This is a genomic window from Methylorubrum rhodinum, assembly GCF_014199935.1.
GTDB classification, from domain to species: Bacteria; Pseudomonadota; Alphaproteobacteria; order Rhizobiales; family Beijerinckiaceae; genus Methylobacterium; species Methylobacterium rhodinum.
In genome coordinates this window covers 13005-31550 of record NZ_JACHOP010000034.1, presented here as the reverse complement: position 1 = coordinate 31550, position 18546 = coordinate 13005, and the positions used below count along the sequence as shown (strand labels likewise).

Genomic DNA, 18546 nt, shown 5'->3' with positions numbered 1-18546 from the left:
CCGGGCACCCCGTGCGCCGCCGCACGAGGGGACGCATCCCTTGCGTAACGCCCCGCTCCCGGCGACGAAACCTCCCGTGTCCACATCGGGAGACACGCCGTGACCGCCACCCTCCGCAGCCTCCTCGTCGCCCTCGCCCTGACCGGCCCGGCTCCGCTTGCCCTCGCGGCCGGTCCCTCGGAGCCGGTCCGCGCGCCGACCCTCTCCGCCTCGACGCAAGTCCGGCAGGTGTCCGCCGGCGGCACGACGAAGCCGCCGGGCGCCGCCCTCGACGCGCGCCGCGGCACTTCGCCGACCCTGGCCGCCCTGGACATGCGCCTCGACCGCCTCGTGCGCACCGCGATCTGCACGGGCTGCTGAGCGGCAGGCTCCGCGAGGCTTCCCCGCTTCCGCCCCCCGCGGTCCGCGCCCCCCGGCCGCCCCCGCGCGAGGCCTCCCGAACAGGCCAGACCATGGAACTCCACGAGATCCGCTACTTCCTCGCCCTCGGCGAGACGCGCAGCTTCACCCGGGCGGCGGAGGCCTGCCACGTCACGCAGCCGGCGCTCACCCGGGCGATCCGGAAGCTGGAGGACGAACTCGGCGGCCCGCTCGTGTCGCGCGAGCGGGGCAACATCCACCTCACCGATCTCGGCCGGCTGCTCGAACCGAGCCTGCGCGAGATGATCGTGCAGGCGAGCCAGGCCAAGCGCACGGCCGAGAGCTTCCTGCGCCTCAAGGGCGCGCCGATCCGGCTCGGCGTGATGTGCTCGGTCGGGCCGGTGCGCTTCACCGGCTTCCTCAACACGTTCCGCGTCGCGCATCCGGGCGTCGAGCTGACGCTGATCGAGGGCGTGTCGTCCGCGCTGAAGGATCTTTTGCGATCCGGCGACCTCGACGTCGCGATCATCTCCGATCCGGACGGGTTCGAGCCGCCCCACCGCGCGCGCGCGCTCTACCGCGAGCCGTTCGTCATCGCCTGCGGGCCGACCCATTCCTTCGCCGGGCGCGAGGCGGTCGCGGCGGGCGACCTCGAAGGTCAGACCTACCTCCAGCGCATCCACTGCGAGTACCGGGACCGGCTCGCGCAGATGCTGGCGGAGCGCGGCGTGAGCATCCGCCGCGCCCACCGCAGCGAGCGCGAGGACTGGATCCAGAGCATGGTGGCGGCCGACATGGGGGTGTGCTTCCTGCCCGCGTTCTCGGCGACCGTCCCGGGCCTCGCGCTGGTGCCCTTCGTCGATCCGGCCGTGACCCGCGAGGTCTGCGTCGTGACGATCGGAGGCCGCCGGCCCTCGCCCCCGATCGCCGCCCTGCTCGCGGCGCTGGATCGTTACGGCTGGACGAACGAGGGCGCGTAGCTCCCATCATCCGGCCATCGCGCGCCGCGGGGCGGTCGCATGCAGGTCTGCGTCGAGCGCGTCGAGGGCCGCGGGCGCGCCGAGGCGGCCGAGCCCGATCCGCAGACGATCCGTCGGAACGGGCCCGAGCCGCGAGCGCCACAGGCTCGACGGCAGCACGAGGATGTCGGCACGGCGGGCGAGGTCGTGGGCGAAGCGCTCCGCGCCCTCGGGGCCGCGGTAGCGCGGGAAGGCGAAGGCGAGGGTGTCGGACGGGCCGGGCTCGAACCGGTCCGGGTGCCGCAGGACGAGGGCGTCGAGGCGCGCCCGGTTCCCCTCGCCGATGGCGCGGCTGCGGGCCGGGATGCGGTCGTCTGCGCGAAGCGCCATATGGGCCAGTACCTCGCTCGCCGCCGAGAGGCAGCTCGACATCCGGTTCTTGGCGTTGAGCGCCGCGGCCAGGAGGCTGCGGTCGCGGCAGGCGATCCAGCCGACCCGGAGCCCCGCGAGGCCGAAGCCCTTCGACAGGCTGTCGATCGACACGCCCCGCTCGTAGAGATCGGCGACCGGAGGCGTTCCGCCCCTCGCGGGCGTGTGCCGGTAGACCTCGTCGCCGACGAGCCAGAGCCCGCGGCGGCGGCAGAGCGCGACGAGATCGGCCGCCGTCTCCGGATCGAGCGCCGCCCCGGTCGGGCTGTTGGGCATGTTCATGAGGACGAGCCGGGTCTCAGGCCGCAGCGCCGCCGCGACCTCGGCGACGTCGAGGCGCCAGCCCCCGGCCTCCTCCCGCAGCGGCACGCCGCTGGCGGCGCAGCGCGCGGTCACCGCCTCCTCGGAGGGCTGGTAGATCGGCAGGACCACCACGGCGTGGTCGGCGGGCGTCAGCAGGGCCGCGGTCACGCAGGCCAGAGCCTCCTGCGCCCCGGCGCAGCAGAGCACGTCGTCGGTGCCGAGCCCCCCGTGACGCGCGGCCACGGCGGCGCGCAGCCACGCCGCCCCGCGCGGATCGAGATAGCCGAAGCCGAGCCCGTGCCAGCGGTCGCGGTCGTCCGGGCCGGCGAGGTCGAGGAGGTCGGTGAGCCGCGTCGTCTCGGAATCGGACGAGGCGAGGTCGTGGCGGACGGTCGGGATCCACCGGCTGAGGTAGTTGGCGAGTGCGAAGGGCTCCCTCATGGCTCCCTCATGGCTCCCTCATGGCTCCCTCATGGCTCCCTCATGGCTCCCTCATGGCTCCCTCATGGCCCCGGCCGCGGGTTCACGGGCGCGGGCGTCGCCGCGACGCGCAGGAAGGTCGCGACGATCCGGCTGCCCGCCCGCAGCGTGCCCCCGAGCGAGCCGGCCACCTTCGAGTCGCCGGCCGCGCGGCGGCGATAGGGCAGCGGCACCTCGGCGATCCGCAGCCCCGCGCGGGCCGCCTGCATCTGCATCTCGATGTTCCAGCCGTAGGTCGTCTCGCGCAGGTTCAGGGCACCGAGCGCGGCCCGGTCGATGGCGCGGAAGGCGCACATGTCGCTGTAGCTTGCGCCGTAGAGCGCCCCGATGCCCCATCCCGCCAGACGCCCGGCGAGCACTTGGTGCCAGAGCATGGCGCCGGCCTCCCGCTCGCCGCGGGTGCGCGAGGCGAGGACGAAGTCCCGCTCGCCGGCGAGCACCGGGCCGGCGATCCGCTCGATGAGGTCGCCGCGGTCGGCGCCGTCGCCGTCCATGAAGACGATGACGCGGCTCGTCGGATCGGCGGCCTCGACCCCGCGGGCGCAGGCCCGGCCGTAGCCGCGGCCCGCGTCGATCACCCGCGCGCCCGCCGCCCGGGCGATGCGGACCGTGTCGTCGCGGCTGCCGCTGTCGGCGACGACGACGTCGCCCGCGAAGGCCCGCGGGATCTCGCGGACCACGTCGCCGATCGTGCCGGCCTCGTTCAGGGTCGGGATGACGACGCTCACGGGTTGCACGGGGTCACAGGCTCCAGCGCAACCCGCAGTTCCGGCAGGGTGCCGGAGGCGCGTCGGAGAGCAGGGACGTGCGGAAGTCGCGGTAGGCCGGGCTGTTCCAGATCGCGCGCAGGCTCTGCTGGGTGGCGTCGCCCAGCGTGTAGTTCCCGTAGCCGCGCGCCGAGAAGGGCGCGATGCAGCAGGGCAGCGCCCGGCCGTGGGCGGTGAAGTACATCAGCGACCAGGGCCGCCGGCAGGTGGCCCAGGGCTGATCCTCGTCCTGGCGCTTGAGGCTCAGGCCCGGCTCGGTGGCGCCCGAGGCGTCGAGGCTTACGCCGAGTTCGCGCCCGAGGGCCTGCGCGGCCTCGATCGCGGCGCGTTCCTCGCCCTGCGTCGACTCGAACAGCGAGAGGTCGGCCCGGGCCATGCCGTAGCCGGCCTCGTCGAAGACGAGGCGCTGGAGGTGGACCTCGGTGACGCCCATCGCGGCCGCGATCCGCACGAAGGCGGGGAGCTGATCCACCGTCTCCTTCATGCCGGTCAGCCAGAGCGAGACGGCGGGCTTGGCCGCGCCGATCCGGTTCCGGTAGGCGACGAACCGGCCGACGTCGCGCACGATCCGATCGAAGAAGTCCCGGCCGCGCACCCGCAGGTAGGAGGCGCGGTCGGCCGCGTCGAGCGAGACGCGCAGTTCGTCGAGGCCGCTGTCGATCAGCTCCTGGAAGCGCTTCTCCCGCATCAGCGTGCCGTTCGTGTTGAACAGGACGTAGGTGCCGCGGTCCTTCAGGTAGCGGATCATCCGCGGCAGATCGGCGACCAGCATCGGCTCGCCGACCCCGTGCAGCACCACGCGGGCGATGTCCGGCACCTGATCGACGATCCTGGTGAACAGCGCCCAGCTCATGTCGGCCGGGGGCTCCAGCTCCTCGAAGGTGCGCGGGCAGGTCTCGCACAGGAGATTGCAGCGGTTCGTCACCTCCAGGTAGAGGCAGACCGGCGGCGCCTCGGCCTCGGGCGCGCGCGCGCGGCCGACCTCCTCGAAATAGCGGCGCGGGTCCTTCAGGGCGGGTGCGGCCGACATCAGGGCTGTCCTTCAAGGGCTCGGATGGGAGTCGGGGCCCGGGCCCGCAACAGGTCGCGCAGGGCGAGGCCGATCGCCGGCACGAAGACGAGGCCGGGCCAGAAGAAGCGCTCGTTGAACGGGTCGACGTAGAACAACACGGGCGCGGCCGAGAGCCAGACCACCGCCGGGACCGGCGCGACCGTGGCCGGCACGGCAAGCCAGGGGTAGTACCAAGCGTAGTGCGGGTTCGCCGCCGCGGTGGTGCAGGCGGTCAGGATCGCCGTGTCCCGGCACAGGGCCACGGTCGCCGCGGGGCCGCCGAGCGCGGGCGCGCGGGCGATCCGCAGGGCGAGCACGGCGAGCAGCACCGCCGCGCCGATCAGGTAGGCCATTCCGGCCCCGTCCGGCAGCGGCACGAGGTGGGCGAGACCCGCCAGCAGCCAGAAGCCCTGCCCGGAGCGGTAGCCCTCCTCGTCGCCGTAGCCCTGGAGGAAGCCGAACACCTGCGGGCCCGCGGAGAGGTAGGGCAGGTAGAGGACGACGATGACGGCGAGGCCCGCCAGCGCCGGACGCCAGAACCGGCCGCCGCGCAGGAAGGCGGGAGCCGCCGCCACGGGGAGGAACTTGACGAGCACCGCCGCCGCCAGCACGGCGCCGGCGAGCCCTTCCCGTGCCCGCGCCCGGCACAGGAGCGCGAGGGCCAGGAGCCCCACCGCGACCGCGTCGACGTGGCCGTCGCAGGCGAAGGACCACAGGGCGAGGGGGTTCCAGGCGTAGATCAGCACCCGTTCCCGCGGCAGCCGCGCCAGCGACAGGAGCCCGAGGAGGCAGAGGACCGCCAGGGCCTCGAAGCCGACCATGGCGAGCTTCATGCCCGTCACCGTCGCCGTGACCTGGCCGACGAGCGCGAACACGGCCTGCGCCGCGGGCGGGTAGATCGTGTGCGCGTAGCTCGCCCGGTTGATCCAGGGGAACACCGCCGGGTCGCGCAAGGGTTCGAGGGCCGGATCGACCGGCAGGTAGCGGTAGGGGTTGATGCCCGCCGCCTGGACCTGCCCGTCCCAGACGTAGCGGTAGATGTCGCTCGACAGGAACGGCAGCGAGGGCAGCAGCATCGCCCGCAGGAGCACGGCGACGGCCAGGATCAGCCAGAACGCCCGCGGCGGAAGGGGGGCCTTCAGCACCAACCGGACCGCCAGGAGGTAGACGCCGACGCCGAGCGCCAGCACGCCGACGAAGACGTTGGCCCGCTCGACCGATCCGACGGTATCGGCACCCGGCACGTGCAGCGACAGGGCGCCGAGGGTGATCAGGACGAGCAGGACGCCGAGCCCGGTCAGACGCGCCATCGGCGAGGTCATGCCGCGCCCGCCCTCTCGGCCAGCCGCTCCCGCAGGCCGAGCCGGTCGATCACAGCCCGCGTCGCGGGAGCGGCGTAGCCCCCGGTCTCGGCCAGCAGCAAGCCGAGGGAGGGCGCGTCGTCCACGTCGTACCAGGGGTCGAGTTCGACGAGGTCGAGGCCGATCGCCCGGGCCCGATCCCGGGTCGCAGCCGCCACCGAATCCGTGCTCCAGGCGATGTCGGCGAACATCTCGGCATGGGGCGCCTTGAGCCCCAGCAGGTAGTAGCCGCCGTCGTCGCAGGCGCCGAGCACGGCCCGGTCGCCGGGCCTCAGCAGGTGGCGGGCCGCCGCGACGATGAGGCGGGTCGGCAGGGTCGGGATGTCGGAACTGAGCACGCAGGCCGCCGCGTGGCCGGCATCGAGCATCCCCTGGACGGCGTGGAGCAGGCAGCGGCCGAAGCCCTGCACGCGCGCGGGCATCGGCGGCGAGCCGTCGGCGAGGACGAGCTGGGTGCCGTCGCCGACATGGGCCGCGACCAGTGCTTCGGTCCCGAGCGGCGCGTAGGCCGCGTAGGCCGCGATCGGCGCCAGCCGCGCGGCAGCGCGGACGTTCGAGGCGGTGTCGCGCAGGAAGGCGCCGCTGAGCGCGGCGGCCTCCTCACCGGTCAGGGGCGGGCACAGGCGGGTCTTGGAGCGGCCGGCCCGGGGGGCCTTGGCCATGATGCCGACGGCGCAGCTGGGAGCCGGAACGCCGCGGGCCGTGGGGGCGCCCGCCCCGCTCACAGGCCGCTGTGCCAGTTGAAGCCCCGGCTCTCCCAGTAGCCCGGCCGATAGACGTTGCCCACCTCGATCGCGGTGATCCATTTGGGGTTCTTGAAGCCGAGCTTCGTCGACGTGCGCAGGCGCAGGGGATAGCCGAACGGGTCGGGCAGCGTCTCGCGGGCGTACTTGGTCGCGAGCAGCGTCTGCGGGTGCAGGGCGGTCGCCATGTCGATGCTGCTCGGATAGTCGTCGGCGGTCAGGAAGGACACGTACTTGGCCTTCAGGTCGGCGCCGATCCGTTCGAGGAAGGTCCGCAGGGGCACGCCGGACCACTGGCCGATATAGTCCCAGCCCTCGACGCAGATGTGACGGATGATGATCTCCTTCTCCGGCAGCGCGGCGATGTCGGAGCGCGTCCAGGGGCGCTTGCTCTCGACGAGGCCCGCAACTTCGAGGCGCCAGGTCTCGCCGTCGACCGGCTTCACCTCCTCGATCGGGTAGTAGGCGTTGAAGCGCGGCGGCTTCAGGACCATGCTTTCCGGATATTCCGGCGCGAGCTTGTCGGGATCGAACAGCGCGGCCTGGACCCCGTCGTTGAAGGACGAGACCGCCCGCAGCGCCTTGCCGATCGCGGTGGAATCGCCGACGTCGCATCCCGTCAGCATCGTCAGCGCGCCGAGCGAGAGCCCGCCGCGCAGAAAGCCGCGCCGCTCCAGCGCGCGAATTTCCGGCCCGTGGTCGTCGAGGATGCGCGGATCCGGGAGCACCTTCGGACGGAACGGCGATCTCATCGGGAACCTCCCGCGCCCGGTGCGCGCAGGCGCGGGCCGCCGGTCAGCATCGCCCGGATGGTCTGTGGCACGAGCAGCGCCAGCGTCACGTGGACGGCGAGGAAGCCGACGAGGACGGCCATGCCGAGGAAATGCGCCAGCCGCGCCCCCTGGAAGCCGCCGAACAGCTCGACGAGCCCGGAGAACTGCACGGGCTTCCAGATCGCGAGGCCGGTGATCACCTGCAGCACGCCCGCGAGGATCGCGACGATGTAGAGGATCTTCTGGACCGCGTTGTAGACGGTCAGGTCGTCGTGCGCGATCTTGAACAGCAGGGTCTCGCGCACGGTCGCGATCACGTCGGCGACCCGGATCGGCAGCAGCCGCTCGCGGAACCGTCCGGTCGCGAAGCCGTAGATCAGGTAGGCGAGGCCGTTCAGGGCCAGCACCCACATGGCGGCGAAGTGCCAGAGCAGGCTCTCGGCCGCCCACGAGCCGATCCGCACGGCCTGCGGGAAGTACAGGCCGTGGACGATGACCGAGTCGTTGTAGATGCCCCAGCCCGAACCGATCATCACGATCATCGCTCCTGCATTGATCCAATGCATGATCCGGACCGGCCAGGGATGAAGGCGTCGGCCGCCGGGGGCGGCATCAATGGGATTCGAGGCGCTCATGACGGTCCTTTCGTCCGGTGGCCCCGCTTGGTTACCATCGCTGCCGAGCGAAGATTGATGACGTTTTCTGATCTTCCCGATGCTCAAATGTCATCGTTTCGCCAGGGACGGCCGCTTGCCAGAAATGACCCGTCCGGACGATGATCGGCCGGTCTGCGGACGGGCCGTCACCCAGTTCGCCGACGGCCGTCACGGAGGGCCGCATGCCGCTGCGTTATGCCTCGATCCTGGTGATCGGCCTTCTCTGCGCCGCGGGCGCCGCCGCCGACACGCCGGCCGCGCCCGGGACGCTCACCCTGTCTGAGAAGTCCGCCCGCCGGTTTCCCCAGCCGGTGCGGGTCGGGGATCTCATCGGGCGGCGGGTGCTGGAGCCGGTGCCCGCCCAGCCCGTGCTCGGCCGCGTAGCCGCGATCGTGCGAAACCCGCAAGGTCGCATCGACGTCGTCGTGCGGTTCGGCGGGCTCCTCGGGCTCGGCAGCCGCCCGATCGCCGTGCCGGTCGAGGCCGTCGCCCTCCTCGGCGAGCACGTCGCCGTCCTCGACTTCACGCCGGACCAGTTGAATGCCTTCCCGTCGGCGAGCGCGGACGGCGGCACCGCGCTTCCGGCCGACGAGCGCATCCGAGTCGGGCTGACCAAGCCATTCCACTAGTTGTTTGGTTGCGGAACATGACCCTGGAAAGCATCGCTGCGATCGGCGATGATCCCCTCGTCGGCTTGCCCACCCTGGCAGCCTGATCGATCCGGCCCTGGCCGGTGATCGTGGTGGCCCTCAGCGAGCTCCACCATGTCAAGGGACACGACCGACGCGGCGGCCAAATGCTGGACAATCCTGTCCAGCCTTCCAATGTCGAAACCGACACACCGTCTGACAGGCAGCGCAGGCGAACGCCCTCCGGCCCGACCTTCCGGCAAGCCACCGAAGCCTTGCTGCACGAATACGAAATCATCACGTTCGGCGAGCGCAACGCCGATTACGTCGAGCAAAAATCCGCGCGCATACGTGTACACCTCCTGCCATTCTTCGGCGATAAGCCTTTGTGCGAAGTCGCTTCTAGACCCGTACAATAATATCTCATTGACCTGCAGATTTCTATTACAGATAATAAGATTAACAAACTAAAAAAACCAGCACCTGCGGCCATCCACGGCAGAAATGTCACCCTGCGGCAGGTATCAAAACGGCCAACTGCAAGGTATGGATTTCAGCGCTGCCGGATATGTCAGCATCGTACAAAACTCCGAGTAAAATCGAGTATCAGGCGTGGTTCTCCCTCGAAGAATACAAGCTGCTCTATGAAGCCACGCGGGAACGAGCGAAAGCCCACCCAAGAAACGTTGGCGTGAGGTCTGCGAGCAGGTCCATGAATACGTATTATTTATGGGCAATACGGGCTTACGTCCCGACGAATCAGCACAGCTTCAAGATCGCGATGTCACGATCATCAAGGACGAGGGCAGCGGTCAGCGCAGTCTGGAAATCGAGGGTTGCGGCAACTGTGGTGTTGGCTACTGTAAAGGCATGCCCGGTGCCGCGCTTCCCTACGAACGGGTTCACAAGTGCAAGCAGCTCAAACCGACCGATTATCTATTTGGCAATACAACTCGTGATTTGATTAACACAATTCCGGAAGAATGAAATCTCAATTCGACCGCGATAGCCATATACACACTTGTTACTGCCTGTGACACACATATATATGCATGTGATTGCTGAAAGGGGCTAATATTTATCAAATAGCAGTGAATTGCTGAACTAGCGGCGAGATGATCGAGAAGTTTCATGGCCGGCGCTTGAAAAACAACATCGATAATGCTGCGATTAATATTCGAAAGTCGAAACTCAAAGGCAGAATTCTGAAAAATGTCGCGGCTTCTCGCCGAAAAATACCCGCTGTCAAAGCTTGATGGTTGCGCGCGCTGATCGTTCGCTGTATAGCGAAGCCGGCGCGGGCGTGGCGGAATTGGCAGACGCGCCGGACTCAAAATCCGGTTCCGCAAGGAGTGTCGGTTCGACCCCGACCGCCCGCACCAACAATCTCGTAGTCATCGATAAGACTATATCTGCGGCTTGCGTATTTGATGCACGAAATGAATCTTGCCTGCATCCGAAACCACATGTGCAACAGCATCGATTCGTTCGCCCGAAGCCATGACGTCGTCGAAGATCCGAGAATGCTGATCACCGAGACGAGCTGGTAGAGTCGATACAAGTTCTCGGCCTTGCTATACGCGCCTCTGTTCAGCAAATCAGCGATTGAGCAAGCCGAACTGATCGACGACCCACTTCGTCTCTATGAAATTCTTGACGGAAGGCAGGTCGAGAATGTGCTGCGTATGGACAGGGATTGCCGTGATGCTTGCCCGGCAATAGGCCACTACCAGCGCCGTGACGCCTACCCGCACGAGCCGACCACCGAAACAATACAGAAATGGCGCGAGAACGATATAGGGCCTGTCGTCATTTCGAGGGTTCCGCTTTGGGCGGGATGTTGATTCAAGCGGTCGGCGATTTGGAGCCGATCGATGCGCCGCTATGTCCTTCGTGACGATCAATGGGATCGGATCCGGGATCTGCTTCCAGGCCGGCTCGGCTCGGTCGGCGTGACGGCCAGGGACAACCGCCTTTTCGTTGAGGCGGTGGTGTACCGCTATCGGGCAGGTGTTGCTTGGCGCGATCTGCCCGAGCGCTTCGGCGACGGGGTCAAGGTGCAGCGCCGCTTCAGTCGCTGGCCGCAGTCGGGCGTGTGGGAGCGGGGGTTCCGGCATCTCTGCGCAGACGCCGACAACGAGTATGCGATGATCGACTCGACCATCGTGCGTGCGCATCAGCATAGTGCCGGCGCCCAAAAAAAGCTGGGTCAGACCAAGCCATCGGCCGTCTCATCCTGAGCCTGTCGAAGGACCCGCGGCGGCCTGACTACCAGGATCCACGCGCCGGTCGACGCGCTCGGCAACCCGGTCGGGCTCTGCCTCAGCGGCGGTCAGGCCCATGATCTGGTCGGGGCCGACCGTCTCCCGCCGGACATGCAGGCCGAGGTGCTCATCGCCGACAAGTTGATGCTCGCCATCCATCCCCAGGCCCGCACCACCCCGGCTGTCCGCGCCGAGATCGCCCGCTCGAACGAGAACTCCGGCGTGCCGGCCAAGCGTACGGCGTTTCCACCGAAGACCATCCGCAAGTGGCGCAAACGCGGCCCTGATGCCTGTCAGGATCGCTCGGCGCGACCCCATAAGCTGCCCTGGCGCGCCAGCGATGAGGAGCGCGCCATCGTGCGCGCGCTCCGCCGGTCCACCGGCTTCCCCCTCGACGCGCTGACCTTCGTCGTCAGCCACTTCCTGCCGCACCTGAACCGGGACGCCGTCGATCGCATCCTCAAGGCGGAGGGTCTCGACCGGCTGCTGCCGTCCGGGCAGACCCGCAAGCCGCACGGCACCTTCAAGGACGACGAGGTCGGCTTCGTGCATGTCGACGTGAAGCACCTGCCCAAGCTCCGCGACCGCGACGGCTCCCCCCGCAAACGCTCCCTCTCCGTCGCCCTCGACCGCGCCTCCCGCTATGTGCACCTCGCCGTCAAGGATGACGCGACCACGGCCTCGGCCGTTGCCTTCTGCACGGACGCACTCGACGCCTTGCCCTTCCGGGTCCCCCACGGGCTCACCGACCGCGGCTCCTGCTTCACAGCCGACGCTTTCGAGGCAGCCTGCGAGCGGCACGGTGTGCAGCATCGCAAGACGCGCCCCTCTACGCCCAAGACCAATGGCTCCTTCGACAGGCTCAGGATGAGGGGTCGAGCGCTTCGACGGTCGGGTGCACCGGTCTTCGGCCGCAGGCCTCATCGTTCAGGAAGCGGCGGATCCAGTCTGCCACCCGGTCGTTGTCGGCGCTCGCCTCCAGCGAGGCCAGCGCGTCGCGCACCAGGGCCGGGTTCTGCGCGCCCGCGCGGTGGCCGTCGGTCAGCGCGCGGGCGTAGTCCGGGCGGAACTCGGGGTGGCACTGGAACGAGAGGGCGGGGCGGTCGGCGTAGGCCAGGACGCCGTAGGGGGTGAAGGCGCTGCCCGCCAGCACCCGCGCGCCGGGGGGCAGGGCCACGACCTGATCCTGATGGCTCACGGGGATCGCGATCGCTCCGCCCTCGTCCATGAAGGGGGCGCGCTCGATCACCTCATAGGCGTGGAGACCGAGGCCCCAGCCGTTGTCCGAACGCTCCACCCGGCCGCCGAAGGCCTGCGCCAGCGCCTGATGGCCGAAGCACAGGCCGACCAGCTTGGTCGAGCGGTCGAGGTCGCGCAGGAAGGCGAGGAGGTCGGCGACCCAAGGGGTCGGATCGTAGACCGAGGCCGGCGAGCCGGTGATCACATAGGCCTCGAAGGCATCGGGCGCCGCGGGCCAGCGCCCCGCGGTCACGTCGAAGCACTCGAACGAATGGCCGTCGCCGATCAGGGCCTCGACCATCGCGCCGTAGGAGGGAAAGCGCCCGCCGAGCCGCTCCGGCGGATGGCCGGTTTCCAGGATGCCGATGTGCATGGGTCGGGTTTAGAGCGCCGGATCGAGGGCCGACACCGGGCCTGCCGCCGCAGGCTTGCCCAGGAGGCGCGCCAGCAGGACCGAGACGACCATCACGGCGGCGAAGATCGCGAAGATCAGCGGGTTGTAGACCACGAGCGCCGCGAGACAGATGCCCGCCATCACGAGCGCGAAGGCCGGCGCGTAGGGATAGAGCGGCGCCCGGTAGGGCCGGGCCAGCGACGGCTCGCTGCGGCGCAGCCGAAACAGGGCGAGCATGCTGACGACGTACATGGTCAGCGCGCCGAACACCGCCATGGTGACGATGCTGGCGGTGAGCGACTGCCCGGCGACGCTGATCAGGCTGTCGCTGTAGATCGCGGCGATGCCGACGACGCCACCCGCGAGCGTCGCGAGATAGGGCGTGCGGAAGCGCGGATGCACCCGGGCGAAGAGGGCGGGCAGGAAGCCGGCCCGCGCCAGCGCGAAGATCTGGCGGGCATAGCCCATGATGATGCCGTGGAACGAGGCGACGAGCCCGAACAGGCCGAGCCAGACCAGCATGTGCAGCCAGCCGCTCGATTCGCCGACGACGCGCTTCATCGCCTGGGGCAGCGGATCGTTGAGGTCCGACAGAGCCTTCCAGTCGCCGGTGGCGCCGGCGAACAGCATCACGCCGAAGGCGAGCGCGGTCAGCGTCAGCACGCCGGTGATGTAGGCGATCGGAATCGTACGCTTGGGGTCCTTGGCTTCCTCCGCCGCCATGGCGACGCCCTCGATGGCGAGAAAGAACCAGATCGCGAAGGGGATCGCGGCGAAGATGCCGCCGAGCGCGGCCGGGCTGAACGTGTCCTGCCCGGCCCAGCCGCCGGCCACGAAGTTCGACACGCTGAAGGCCGGGGCGACGACGCCCATGAACACGAGGAGTTCGGCCACCGCCAGCACGGTGACGACGAGTTCGAACGTCGCCGCGATCCGCACGCCGACGATGTTGAGGCCCATGAACACGAGATAGGCGCCGAGCGCGGCGTGCTTCGGGTCGAGCCCCGGATACTGGACGTTGAGATAGGCCCCGATGGCGAGCGCGATGGCCGGCGGGGCGAACACGAACTCGATGAGCGTGGCGTAGCCGGCGACCGCCGCCCCCGTCGGCCCGAAGGCACGCAAGGCGTAGGCGAAGGGCCCGCCGGCCTGGGGGATCGCGGTGGTGAGTTCGGTGAAGCTGAAGATGAAGGCCACGTACATCGCGGCGACCGCGACCGTGGTGACGAGGAACCCGAGCGTGCCCGCTTGGGCCCAGCCGTAGCTCCAGCCGAAATACTCGCCGGAGATGACGAGGCCGACGGCGATGCCCCAGAGATGGAAGGCGTTGAGGCTCTTGTCGAGCGCGGTCGAAGGCGTCGTCATCGTGGTCCCCGCATCGGCCCGTCAGGGGGCCATGGCAGGGCGCACGAAGCAAGAGTGTTGCCTCAAAGGAAAAGGGGCGCCGCAGCGACGCCCCCGCGATCGATCAATAGCCGTAGCTGCGCTGCCGATAGCCCTGCGGGGCGCCGTAGCCCGCGCCGCGGGGCTGGACGCGCGACCCGTAATCGATCTCGCGCTGGCGCCGTGCCTGTCGGTTCGCGAGGGCGCGTCCGGCCAGGCACCCGGCGACCGCGCCGACCACGCCCCGCTCGGCGAGGTAATGCCCGGCGACGCCGCCGATGATCGCCCCCTTGATGCAGCCCTTCGCCTCCGCCGTCCCGACGCTCAGTAGGGTCACGACCGTCATGGCCGATGCCGTCGCGATGATCCGCATGCCCGTTCCTCCAGGGTTGATGGCCAGGGTAACGGGGCCGGGGCGGGGGCGTTCCGTGCGAACGTGGGACGTCGAAGCGATCGTCGATGCAAGCCCGGCCGGCGATCGCTCCCGCGGAGCAGGGGCTGCGGGAGCCCATCCGGGGTTTAGGGCGAGCGGCCGGTCAGGCTCGCCCGAGCAGCACGACGCCGAGCATCAGTACGCCGCATCCGACGAGCCGCCACCGCCCCACGGCCTCGCGCAGCACCACCATGCCGAGCAGGGCGCCGACCATCATCGACATCTCGCGGGCCGGTGCGACGACGCTGAGCGGCGCGCCCCGCTCCAGCGCCATCAGCACGAAGATGTAGGAGAGCGGCGACAGCAGGCCGACTGCGACGGCCAAGTGCCAGCGCCCCGCCATCCGGGCGCGGGCGTGAGCGGGGTTCCGCAGCACGAACGGCGTGAGCAGGAGGAAGCGGAGGAGGTTCGAGCACCAATCGAGGATGACGGGATGCACCCCGAGTTCCTTGACCGCGTAGGCGTCCACCACCGTGTAGAGGGCGATGAGGGCCCCCGTCGCGACGCCCCAGCGGAGTCCGGCCTGCCCGCCCGGACGACGGAAGGCCGCCCGATCGCCCCGCGTCGCGATGAGGCCGATGCCGAGGACGACCGCGAGCAATCCCAGGATCTTCAGGATAGCTGCGGCCTCGCCGAGGAACAGGAAGGCGCCGAGGCAGGAGAGCAGGGGCCCGGTTCCCCGCGCCGTCGGATAGACCACCGAGAGGTCGGCGACCTGATAGCCGCGCTGAAGGCAGAGGCTGTAGGCGAGGTGGATCAGCCCGCTGAGCACGATGCCCGTGACGGCAAGCCACGTCCACGGCATGCCATCGTGCAGCAGAAGCCCGATCACCCAGGGGGCGTAGGCGAGGCAACTGACGAGATTGTAGGCGAACACGAAGCTGGGGCCGGCCTCGGCCGCCCGCTTCGAGAGCGGGTTCCAGACGGCGTGGATGAAGGCGGCCGAAACCACGAGGACGAACGGCGCGAACGACATGAGACCTCCGTGCCCGGAATGGGCCGTAACGGGTCTCGACGTCTCCGCCTCTGGGCTTTTGTCCCTCGGGTGCAGCCGTGGGATGGGCCACGGTGTCCGCAACGCTCGGACCAGCGATGGCCCTGACCGCCACCCGGAACCCTAGTTGCCACTCAGTCGACGGGGGTTCTTAGCGCGTTCTCGGAACGCGTCGCAAACTGTGGATGCTCGGCAATTCGTGGATCGCGGCGGGGTGGCCCGTTGACGACCAGGGTGTCGAGGAGAGCCTTCGGGGCGATGCCGCCGAGGGCTTGATGCGGTCGCATCTCGTTGCGGGAGCTCATGTATCGCAGAAGCACGCGCGAGACATGATCGGCATTCTCGAAGGTGGTCCCGTCGATCCTGTCCTCGCCCAGGCCACGCCAGAAGCGCTCGATTTTCCCATCGGTCTGCGGCCGACAGGGGCGGGTGGAGCGGTGCTTGATGCCGGGATCGGGCAGCAGCGCCTCGAAAGGGGGCTCCTGCGGCTTCGACCGGCCGACGAATTCGGCGCCGTTGTCGATCAAGCGAGGCGGCACCGACGTCGTCGTCGCGATCCTGTCCTGGGCTCTCGCCGCCGGGCAGGAGGTCGAGACCATCCAGTTCGCGACGACCACCGGCACGAAGGCCCTCAACCCCACGGGCAAGGAGTTCGGGCAGACGCTGCGCGAGAGCGCGGACAACAACGTCCCGGACGGTCGCGGCGGCGCCGACACCTACGGCGTCGACAGCGCCCGCGACGTCGCCGTCGAGGCACGGGCCCTGGGTCCGACACCGTCGTCGCGCGCATCTCGTGCACGCTCGATGCGGGTCAGGTGCGGGCCATGACGTTCTCCAAGGGACGGATCGCCGTGTGTTCACTCTCAGGCGCGTTTCCGAAGCCCGGCGCGCTCGATCGAACAGGCCGTCTCCGCCACCCCGACCCAGCGCGGCAAGGCCGGTCCGGACAGCCGGATGCGCAGGAAGACCGTTCCCTGGCAACCCGCCCACATGGACGCGGGCAGAACCGCCGAACCGTCGCTCCAGCGCGCACCGCGATCGAACGCGTGAAAGCCCTCATCGAGGCGGGCATCGTCCAACGCCACCGCGCGCGCCCCTGTCAGCCCGTCGTCGATCGTGAGCGCGGCCAGGGACACACCCAGCCGACGCGCGTCGGTCGAGCCCGTCACGACGTGAGCGGGTACGCTCACGGCGCAAACGAGGCGCACGTCGCGGGCCTCGGCCGGTAGGACGAAACGGGCGGTGAGGCCTTCCACATCGGGGTGGAGCACGCTTCCGTCGGCAACGAGGTGCAATCCCGCAAAAATCTCCTCGACGCGGTGCCAGCCGAGCGCCTCGGCCCGCTCCTGGAGCCGGGCGCGCACCAGATCGACCAGCGGGCCGTCCTCGTGGAACGGGCGGCAGAACGGCAGCGGGCCCTCCGGACGGGTGTCCGGGGTCGCGGCGAGATCGGTCGCGTCGGCGTTGGCGAAGAAGCGGCGGTTGCCGCAATCGAGATAGCTCTCGGCGGGGAGGTTCTCCGCCAGCAGGATGTCGTGCTCGTCGAGTTCGACGTGCCAGTAGGTGACGCTCTCCACCGCCTCCTGCGTGATCGTCGTGCCGTTGATGAGGCGGCAGGCCGGGATCAGCACCGCGCCGAGGATGTCGACGGCGATGGCGTGGGCGGCCGAGACGCGGAGATCGCGGGAAGGCCGCCCCTCACCGAAGGCACCCGCCGCGATCCGCACCGGCCGGATCCTGGCCGGGTCGGGATGGCGGGCGCAGTCGAGGCGGCGGTGACCGATCCAGCGGATCGGGCGGTGCGCGCCGGAAGTCGTGACGGCGAGGTCGCCCACGCGCAGGGCTTCGACGGCCACGTCCCGCACGGCGCCGTCGCGCACGACCCGGATCGCGCTTCCTTCAGCGAAGCAGACGGGATTGTCGGCCACGAACACGTCCTGCTGGACGTTGCCGTCGCCGGCCACGAGGTTGTTGGCGCTGCTCTGGAAGGAGACGCGCGAGCCGTCGCCCGAGATCGAGGGGCTCGTACTAGGACCGTTCGCGGCGTTCGGCGTGCCGTCGGCGTTGCTGAGGCGCACGAGTTCGCCGGTCACCATGTCCTTGACGAAGACGTCGCTCGTATTGTTGCCGTCGCCGCCAACGAGGTTGGTGGCGGTGCTCTGGAACGTGACGTAGCGGCCGTCATCCGAGATCGTGGCGTTGGTGCTATTGCTGTTGGCCTGGACGCCGGCGGCGGTATCGCTGACGCGGACGATTTCGCCGGTGGTCAGGTCCTTGCGGAAGATGTCGGCGATCGTGCCGTTCGCGTCGGTGCCGGCGAGGTTGGTGGCGTTGCTCTGGAAGACGACGTAGCGGCCGTCGGCCGCGATCGTGGCGTTGGTGCTACCGCTGTTGGCCTGGACGCCGGCGGCGGTGTCGTTGACGCGGACGAGTTCGCCGGTGGTCAGGTCCTTGCGGAAGATGTCGGCGGTCGTACCGTTCGCGTCGGTGCCGGCGAGGTTGGTGGCGTTGCTCTGGAAGGTGACGTAGCGGCCGTCGGCCGAAATCGCGGCGAAGGTGCTGCTGTTGTTGGCCTGGACCGCGGCGGCGGTGTCGTTGACGCGGACGAGTTCGCCGGTGGTCAGGTCCTTGCGGAAGATGTCGGCGGTCGTACCGTTCGCGTCGGTGGCGGCGAGGTTGGTGGCGTTGCTCTGGAAGACGACGTAGCGGCCGTCGGCCGCGATCGTGGCGTTGGTGCTACCGCCGTTGGCCTGGACGCCGGCGGCGGTGTCGTTGACGCGGACGAGTTCGCCGGTGGTCAGGTCCTTGCGGAAGATATCGAGGGATATGCCGTTCGCGTCGGTGCCAAAGAGATTGGTGGCGTTGCTCTGGAAGACGACGTAGCGGCCGTCGGCCGCGATCGTGGCGTTGGTGCTACCGCCGTTGGCCTGGACGCCGGTGGCGGTCTCGTTGACGCGGATGACTTCGCCGGTGGTCAGGTCCTTGCGGAAGATATCGAGGGCTGTGCCGTTCGCGTCGGTGCCAAAGAGATTGGTGGCGTTGCTCTGGAAGACGACGTAGCGGCCGTCGCCCGAGATGATGGTGTGGGCGGGTAACGATGAACTGAAGCCGTTGGCCTGCGTGGTGCCGTCGGCTGTAGTCGAGGCGTTCTTGGTGGCCATGGCGCTTCTCGGAGAGAGAGGAAGAAGCTCAGCCGTGTGTAATGCACGAAGGACCGTCAACGCGTCGAGGCCAGACACGGACAACCTGCTGCAAGAACCAGTCGGATTGGCACGAATTGTCCGCACACGGCGCCGGATACGCACGATCGCGGGCCGAGGACCGTCCT

At 69.3% G+C, this 18546-nt stretch carries 19 protein-coding genes, 1 tRNA gene and 2 pseudogenes; 9 read left to right on the top strand and 13 right to left on the bottom strand.

The features are described from left to right. Positions 1 to 99 precede the first annotated feature (99 nt). Both HNR00_RS23820 and HNR00_RS23815 read left to right on the top strand, forming a co-directional pair. Positions 100 to 360 (top strand): hypothetical protein, encoded by a 261-nt coding sequence (locus tag HNR00_RS23820; RefSeq protein WP_183573764.1) that lies wholly within the window; start codon positions 100 to 102, stop codon positions 358 to 360. A gap of 92 nt (positions 361 to 452) precedes the next feature. Beyond that, entirely contained in the window at positions 453 to 1340 is an 888-nt protein-coding gene (locus HNR00_RS23815; RefSeq protein ID WP_183573762.1) for a LysR family transcriptional regulator, read from the top strand. A 6-nt stretch (positions 1341 to 1346) separates the two neighbouring features. Here the strand turns inward: HNR00_RS23815 and HNR00_RS23810 are convergent, their stop codons facing one another. The 7 genes from HNR00_RS23810 to HNR00_RS23780 form a co-directional block, all read right to left on the bottom strand. Beyond that, on the bottom strand, positions 1347 to 2492 hold the full coding sequence (locus HNR00_RS23810; protein WP_183573760.1) for a pyridoxal phosphate-dependent aminotransferase: 1146 nt from the start codon (positions 2490 to 2492) through the stop codon (positions 1347 to 1349). Between the two features lie 62 nt (positions 2493 to 2554). Then, positions 2555 to 3259: a glycosyltransferase family 2 protein gene (locus HNR00_RS23805; protein WP_183573758.1), complete on the bottom strand. Its 705-nt coding sequence runs from the start codon at positions 3257 to 3259 to the stop codon at positions 2555 to 2557. Between the two features lie 13 nt (positions 3260 to 3272). Further along, positions 3273 to 4328 (bottom strand): radical SAM protein, encoded by a 1056-nt coding sequence (locus HNR00_RS23800; protein WP_183573756.1) that lies wholly within the window; start codon positions 4326 to 4328, stop codon positions 3273 to 3275. After that, a complete protein-coding gene (locus HNR00_RS23795) occupies positions 4328 to 5659 on the bottom strand; it encodes an MptA/MptB family glycosyltransferase (RefSeq protein WP_246391056.1) in 1332 nt (443 codons plus the stop codon). Before HNR00_RS23795 ends, HNR00_RS23800 begins: the two co-directional genes overlap by 1 nt. A gap of 8 nt (positions 5660 to 5667) precedes the next feature. After that, on the bottom strand, positions 5668 to 6372 hold the full coding sequence (locus tag HNR00_RS23790) for a TIGR04282 family arsenosugar biosynthesis glycosyltransferase (RefSeq protein WP_246391053.1): 705 nt from the start codon (positions 6370 to 6372) through the stop codon (positions 5668 to 5670). 59 nt (positions 6373 to 6431) lie between these two features. Then, positions 6432 to 7205, bottom strand: coding sequence for a molybdopterin-dependent oxidoreductase (locus tag HNR00_RS23785; RefSeq protein ID WP_183573750.1), 774 nt, complete (start codon positions 7203 to 7205; stop codon positions 6432 to 6434). Then, positions 7202 to 7861 carry a cytochrome b/b6 domain-containing protein gene (locus HNR00_RS23780; RefSeq protein ID WP_183573748.1) on the bottom strand — a complete coding sequence of 220 codons (660 nt, stop codon included), beginning with the start codon at positions 7859 to 7861 and terminating at the stop codon, positions 7202 to 7204. The genes HNR00_RS23785 and HNR00_RS23780 overlap by 4 nt, the downstream gene beginning before the upstream one ends. 203 nt (positions 7862 to 8064) lie before the next feature. Here HNR00_RS23780 and HNR00_RS23775 point away from each other — a divergent pair, with 203 nt between their 5' ends. The 6 genes and pseudogenes from HNR00_RS23775 to HNR00_RS23750 form a co-directional block, all read left to right on the top strand. Continuing rightward, positions 8065 to 8511, top strand: coding sequence for a hypothetical protein (locus tag HNR00_RS23775; RefSeq protein WP_183573746.1), 447 nt, complete (start codon positions 8065 to 8067; stop codon positions 8509 to 8511). Positions 8512 to 8624: 113 nt separating this feature from the next. Continuing rightward, positions 8625 to 8930 (top strand): hypothetical protein, encoded by a 306-nt coding sequence (locus HNR00_RS23770; protein WP_183573744.1) that lies wholly within the window; start codon positions 8625 to 8627, stop codon positions 8928 to 8930. A gap of 310 nt (positions 8931 to 9240) precedes the next feature. Next, a complete protein-coding gene (locus tag HNR00_RS23765) occupies positions 9241 to 9498 on the top strand; it encodes a hypothetical protein (RefSeq protein WP_183573742.1) in 258 nt (85 codons plus the stop codon). Positions 9499 to 9808: 310 nt separating this feature from the next. Further along, positions 9809 to 9893, top strand: a tRNA-Leu gene (locus tag HNR00_RS23760). 492 nt (positions 9894 to 10385) lie between these two features. Next, positions 10386 to 10916: pseudogene (locus HNR00_RS23755) on the top strand (IS5 family transposase); the annotation flags it as partial. A 3-nt stretch (positions 10917 to 10919) separates the two neighbouring features. After that, positions 10920 to 11648: pseudogene (locus HNR00_RS23750) on the top strand (DDE-type integrase/transposase/recombinase); the annotation flags it as partial. On the opposite strand, the gene HNR00_RS23745 reads toward HNR00_RS23750, so the two are convergent. The 5 genes from HNR00_RS23745 to HNR00_RS23725 all read right to left on the bottom strand — a co-directional run bounded on the left by HNR00_RS23745 (position 11638) and on the right by HNR00_RS23725 (position 15745). After that, positions 11638 to 12387: a glutamine amidotransferase-related protein gene (locus tag HNR00_RS23745; protein WP_183573740.1), complete on the bottom strand. Its 750-nt coding sequence runs from the start codon at positions 12385 to 12387 to the stop codon at positions 11638 to 11640. The pseudogene HNR00_RS23750 and the gene HNR00_RS23745 overlap by 11 nt on opposite strands. A 9-nt stretch (positions 12388 to 12396) precedes the next feature. Then, complete coding sequence (gene eat, locus HNR00_RS23740; RefSeq protein ID WP_183573738.1) at positions 12397 to 13773, bottom strand: ethanolamine permease; 1377 nt, start codon at positions 13771 to 13773, stop codon at positions 12397 to 12399. Positions 13774 to 13876: 103 nt separating this feature from the next. After that, positions 13877 to 14164 (bottom strand): hypothetical protein, encoded by a 288-nt coding sequence (locus HNR00_RS23735; RefSeq protein ID WP_183573736.1) that lies wholly within the window; start codon positions 14162 to 14164, stop codon positions 13877 to 13879. Between the two features lie 163 nt (positions 14165 to 14327). Continuing rightward, a complete protein-coding gene (locus tag HNR00_RS23730; protein ID WP_183573734.1) occupies positions 14328 to 15200 on the bottom strand; it encodes an EamA family transporter in 873 nt (290 codons plus the stop codon). A gap of 152 nt (positions 15201 to 15352) precedes the next feature. After that, positions 15353 to 15745, bottom strand: a complete 393-nt coding sequence (locus HNR00_RS23725; RefSeq protein WP_183573732.1) for an integrase core domain-containing protein — start codon at positions 15743 to 15745, stop codon at positions 15353 to 15355. Between HNR00_RS23725 and HNR00_RS23720 the strand changes: the two genes are divergently transcribed. Continuing rightward, complete coding sequence (locus HNR00_RS23720) at positions 15735 to 16046, top strand: hypothetical protein (protein WP_183573730.1); 312 nt, start codon at positions 15735 to 15737, stop codon at positions 16044 to 16046. The two genes, HNR00_RS23725 and HNR00_RS23720, sit on opposite strands and share 11 nt — an antisense overlap. 35 nt (positions 16047 to 16081) lie before the next feature. On the opposite strand, the gene HNR00_RS25695 is transcribed toward HNR00_RS23720, so the two are convergent. Beyond that, positions 16082 to 18379, bottom strand: a complete 2298-nt coding sequence (locus HNR00_RS25695; RefSeq protein ID WP_246391051.1) for a Hint domain-containing protein — start codon at positions 18377 to 18379, stop codon at positions 16082 to 16084. Between the last annotated feature and the right edge of the window lie 167 nt (positions 18380 to 18546).

What these genes read in the sequence shown, in the direction of transcription:
- eat (WP_183573738.1), bottom strand. Translation starts at nt 13,773, where the DNA reads ATGACGACGCCTTCGACCGCGCTCGACAAGAGCCTCAACGCCTTCCAT.
- HNR00_RS23795 (WP_246391056.1), bottom strand. Translation starts at nt 5,659, where the DNA reads ATGGCGCGTCTGACCGGGCTCGGCGTCCTGCTCGTCCTGATCACCCTC.
- HNR00_RS23765 (WP_183573742.1), top strand. Translation starts at nt 9,241, where the DNA reads ATGGGCAATACGGGCTTACGTCCCGACGAATCAGCACAGCTTCAAGAT.
- HNR00_RS23780 (WP_183573748.1), bottom strand. Translation starts at nt 7,861, where the DNA reads ATGAGCGCCTCGAATCCCATTGATGCCGCCCCCGGCGGCCGACGCCTT.
- HNR00_RS23730 (WP_183573734.1), bottom strand. Translation starts at nt 15,200, where the DNA reads ATGTCGTTCGCGCCGTTCGTCCTCGTGGTTTCGGCCGCCTTCATCCAC.
- HNR00_RS25695 (WP_246391051.1), bottom strand. Translation starts at nt 18,379, where the DNA reads ATGGCCACCAAGAACGCCTCGACTACAGCCGACGGCACCACGCAGGCC.
- HNR00_RS23775 (WP_183573746.1), top strand. Translation starts at nt 8,065, where the DNA reads ATGCCGCTGCGTTATGCCTCGATCCTGGTGATCGGCCTTCTCTGCGCC.
- HNR00_RS23785 (WP_183573750.1), bottom strand. Translation starts at nt 7,205, where the DNA reads ATGAGATCGCCGTTCCGTCCGAAGGTGCTCCCGGATCCGCGCATCCTC.
- HNR00_RS23735 (WP_183573736.1), bottom strand. Translation starts at nt 14,164, where the DNA reads ATGCGGATCATCGCGACGGCATCGGCCATGACGGTCGTGACCCTACTG.
- HNR00_RS23815 (WP_183573762.1), top strand. Translation starts at nt 453, where the DNA reads ATGGAACTCCACGAGATCCGCTACTTCCTCGCCCTCGGCGAGACGCGC.
- HNR00_RS23745 (WP_183573740.1), bottom strand. Translation starts at nt 12,387, where the DNA reads ATGCACATCGGCATCCTGGAAACCGGCCATCCGCCGGAGCGGCTCGGC.
- HNR00_RS23810 (WP_183573760.1), bottom strand. Translation starts at nt 2,492, where the DNA reads ATGAGGGAGCCCTTCGCACTCGCCAACTACCTCAGCCGGTGGATCCCG.
- HNR00_RS23800 (WP_183573756.1), bottom strand. Translation starts at nt 4,328, where the DNA reads ATGTCGGCCGCACCCGCCCTGAAGGACCCGCGCCGCTATTTCGAGGAG.
- HNR00_RS23790 (WP_246391053.1), bottom strand. Translation starts at nt 6,372, where the DNA reads ATGGCCAAGGCCCCCCGGGCCGGCCGCTCCAAGACCCGCCTGTGCCCG.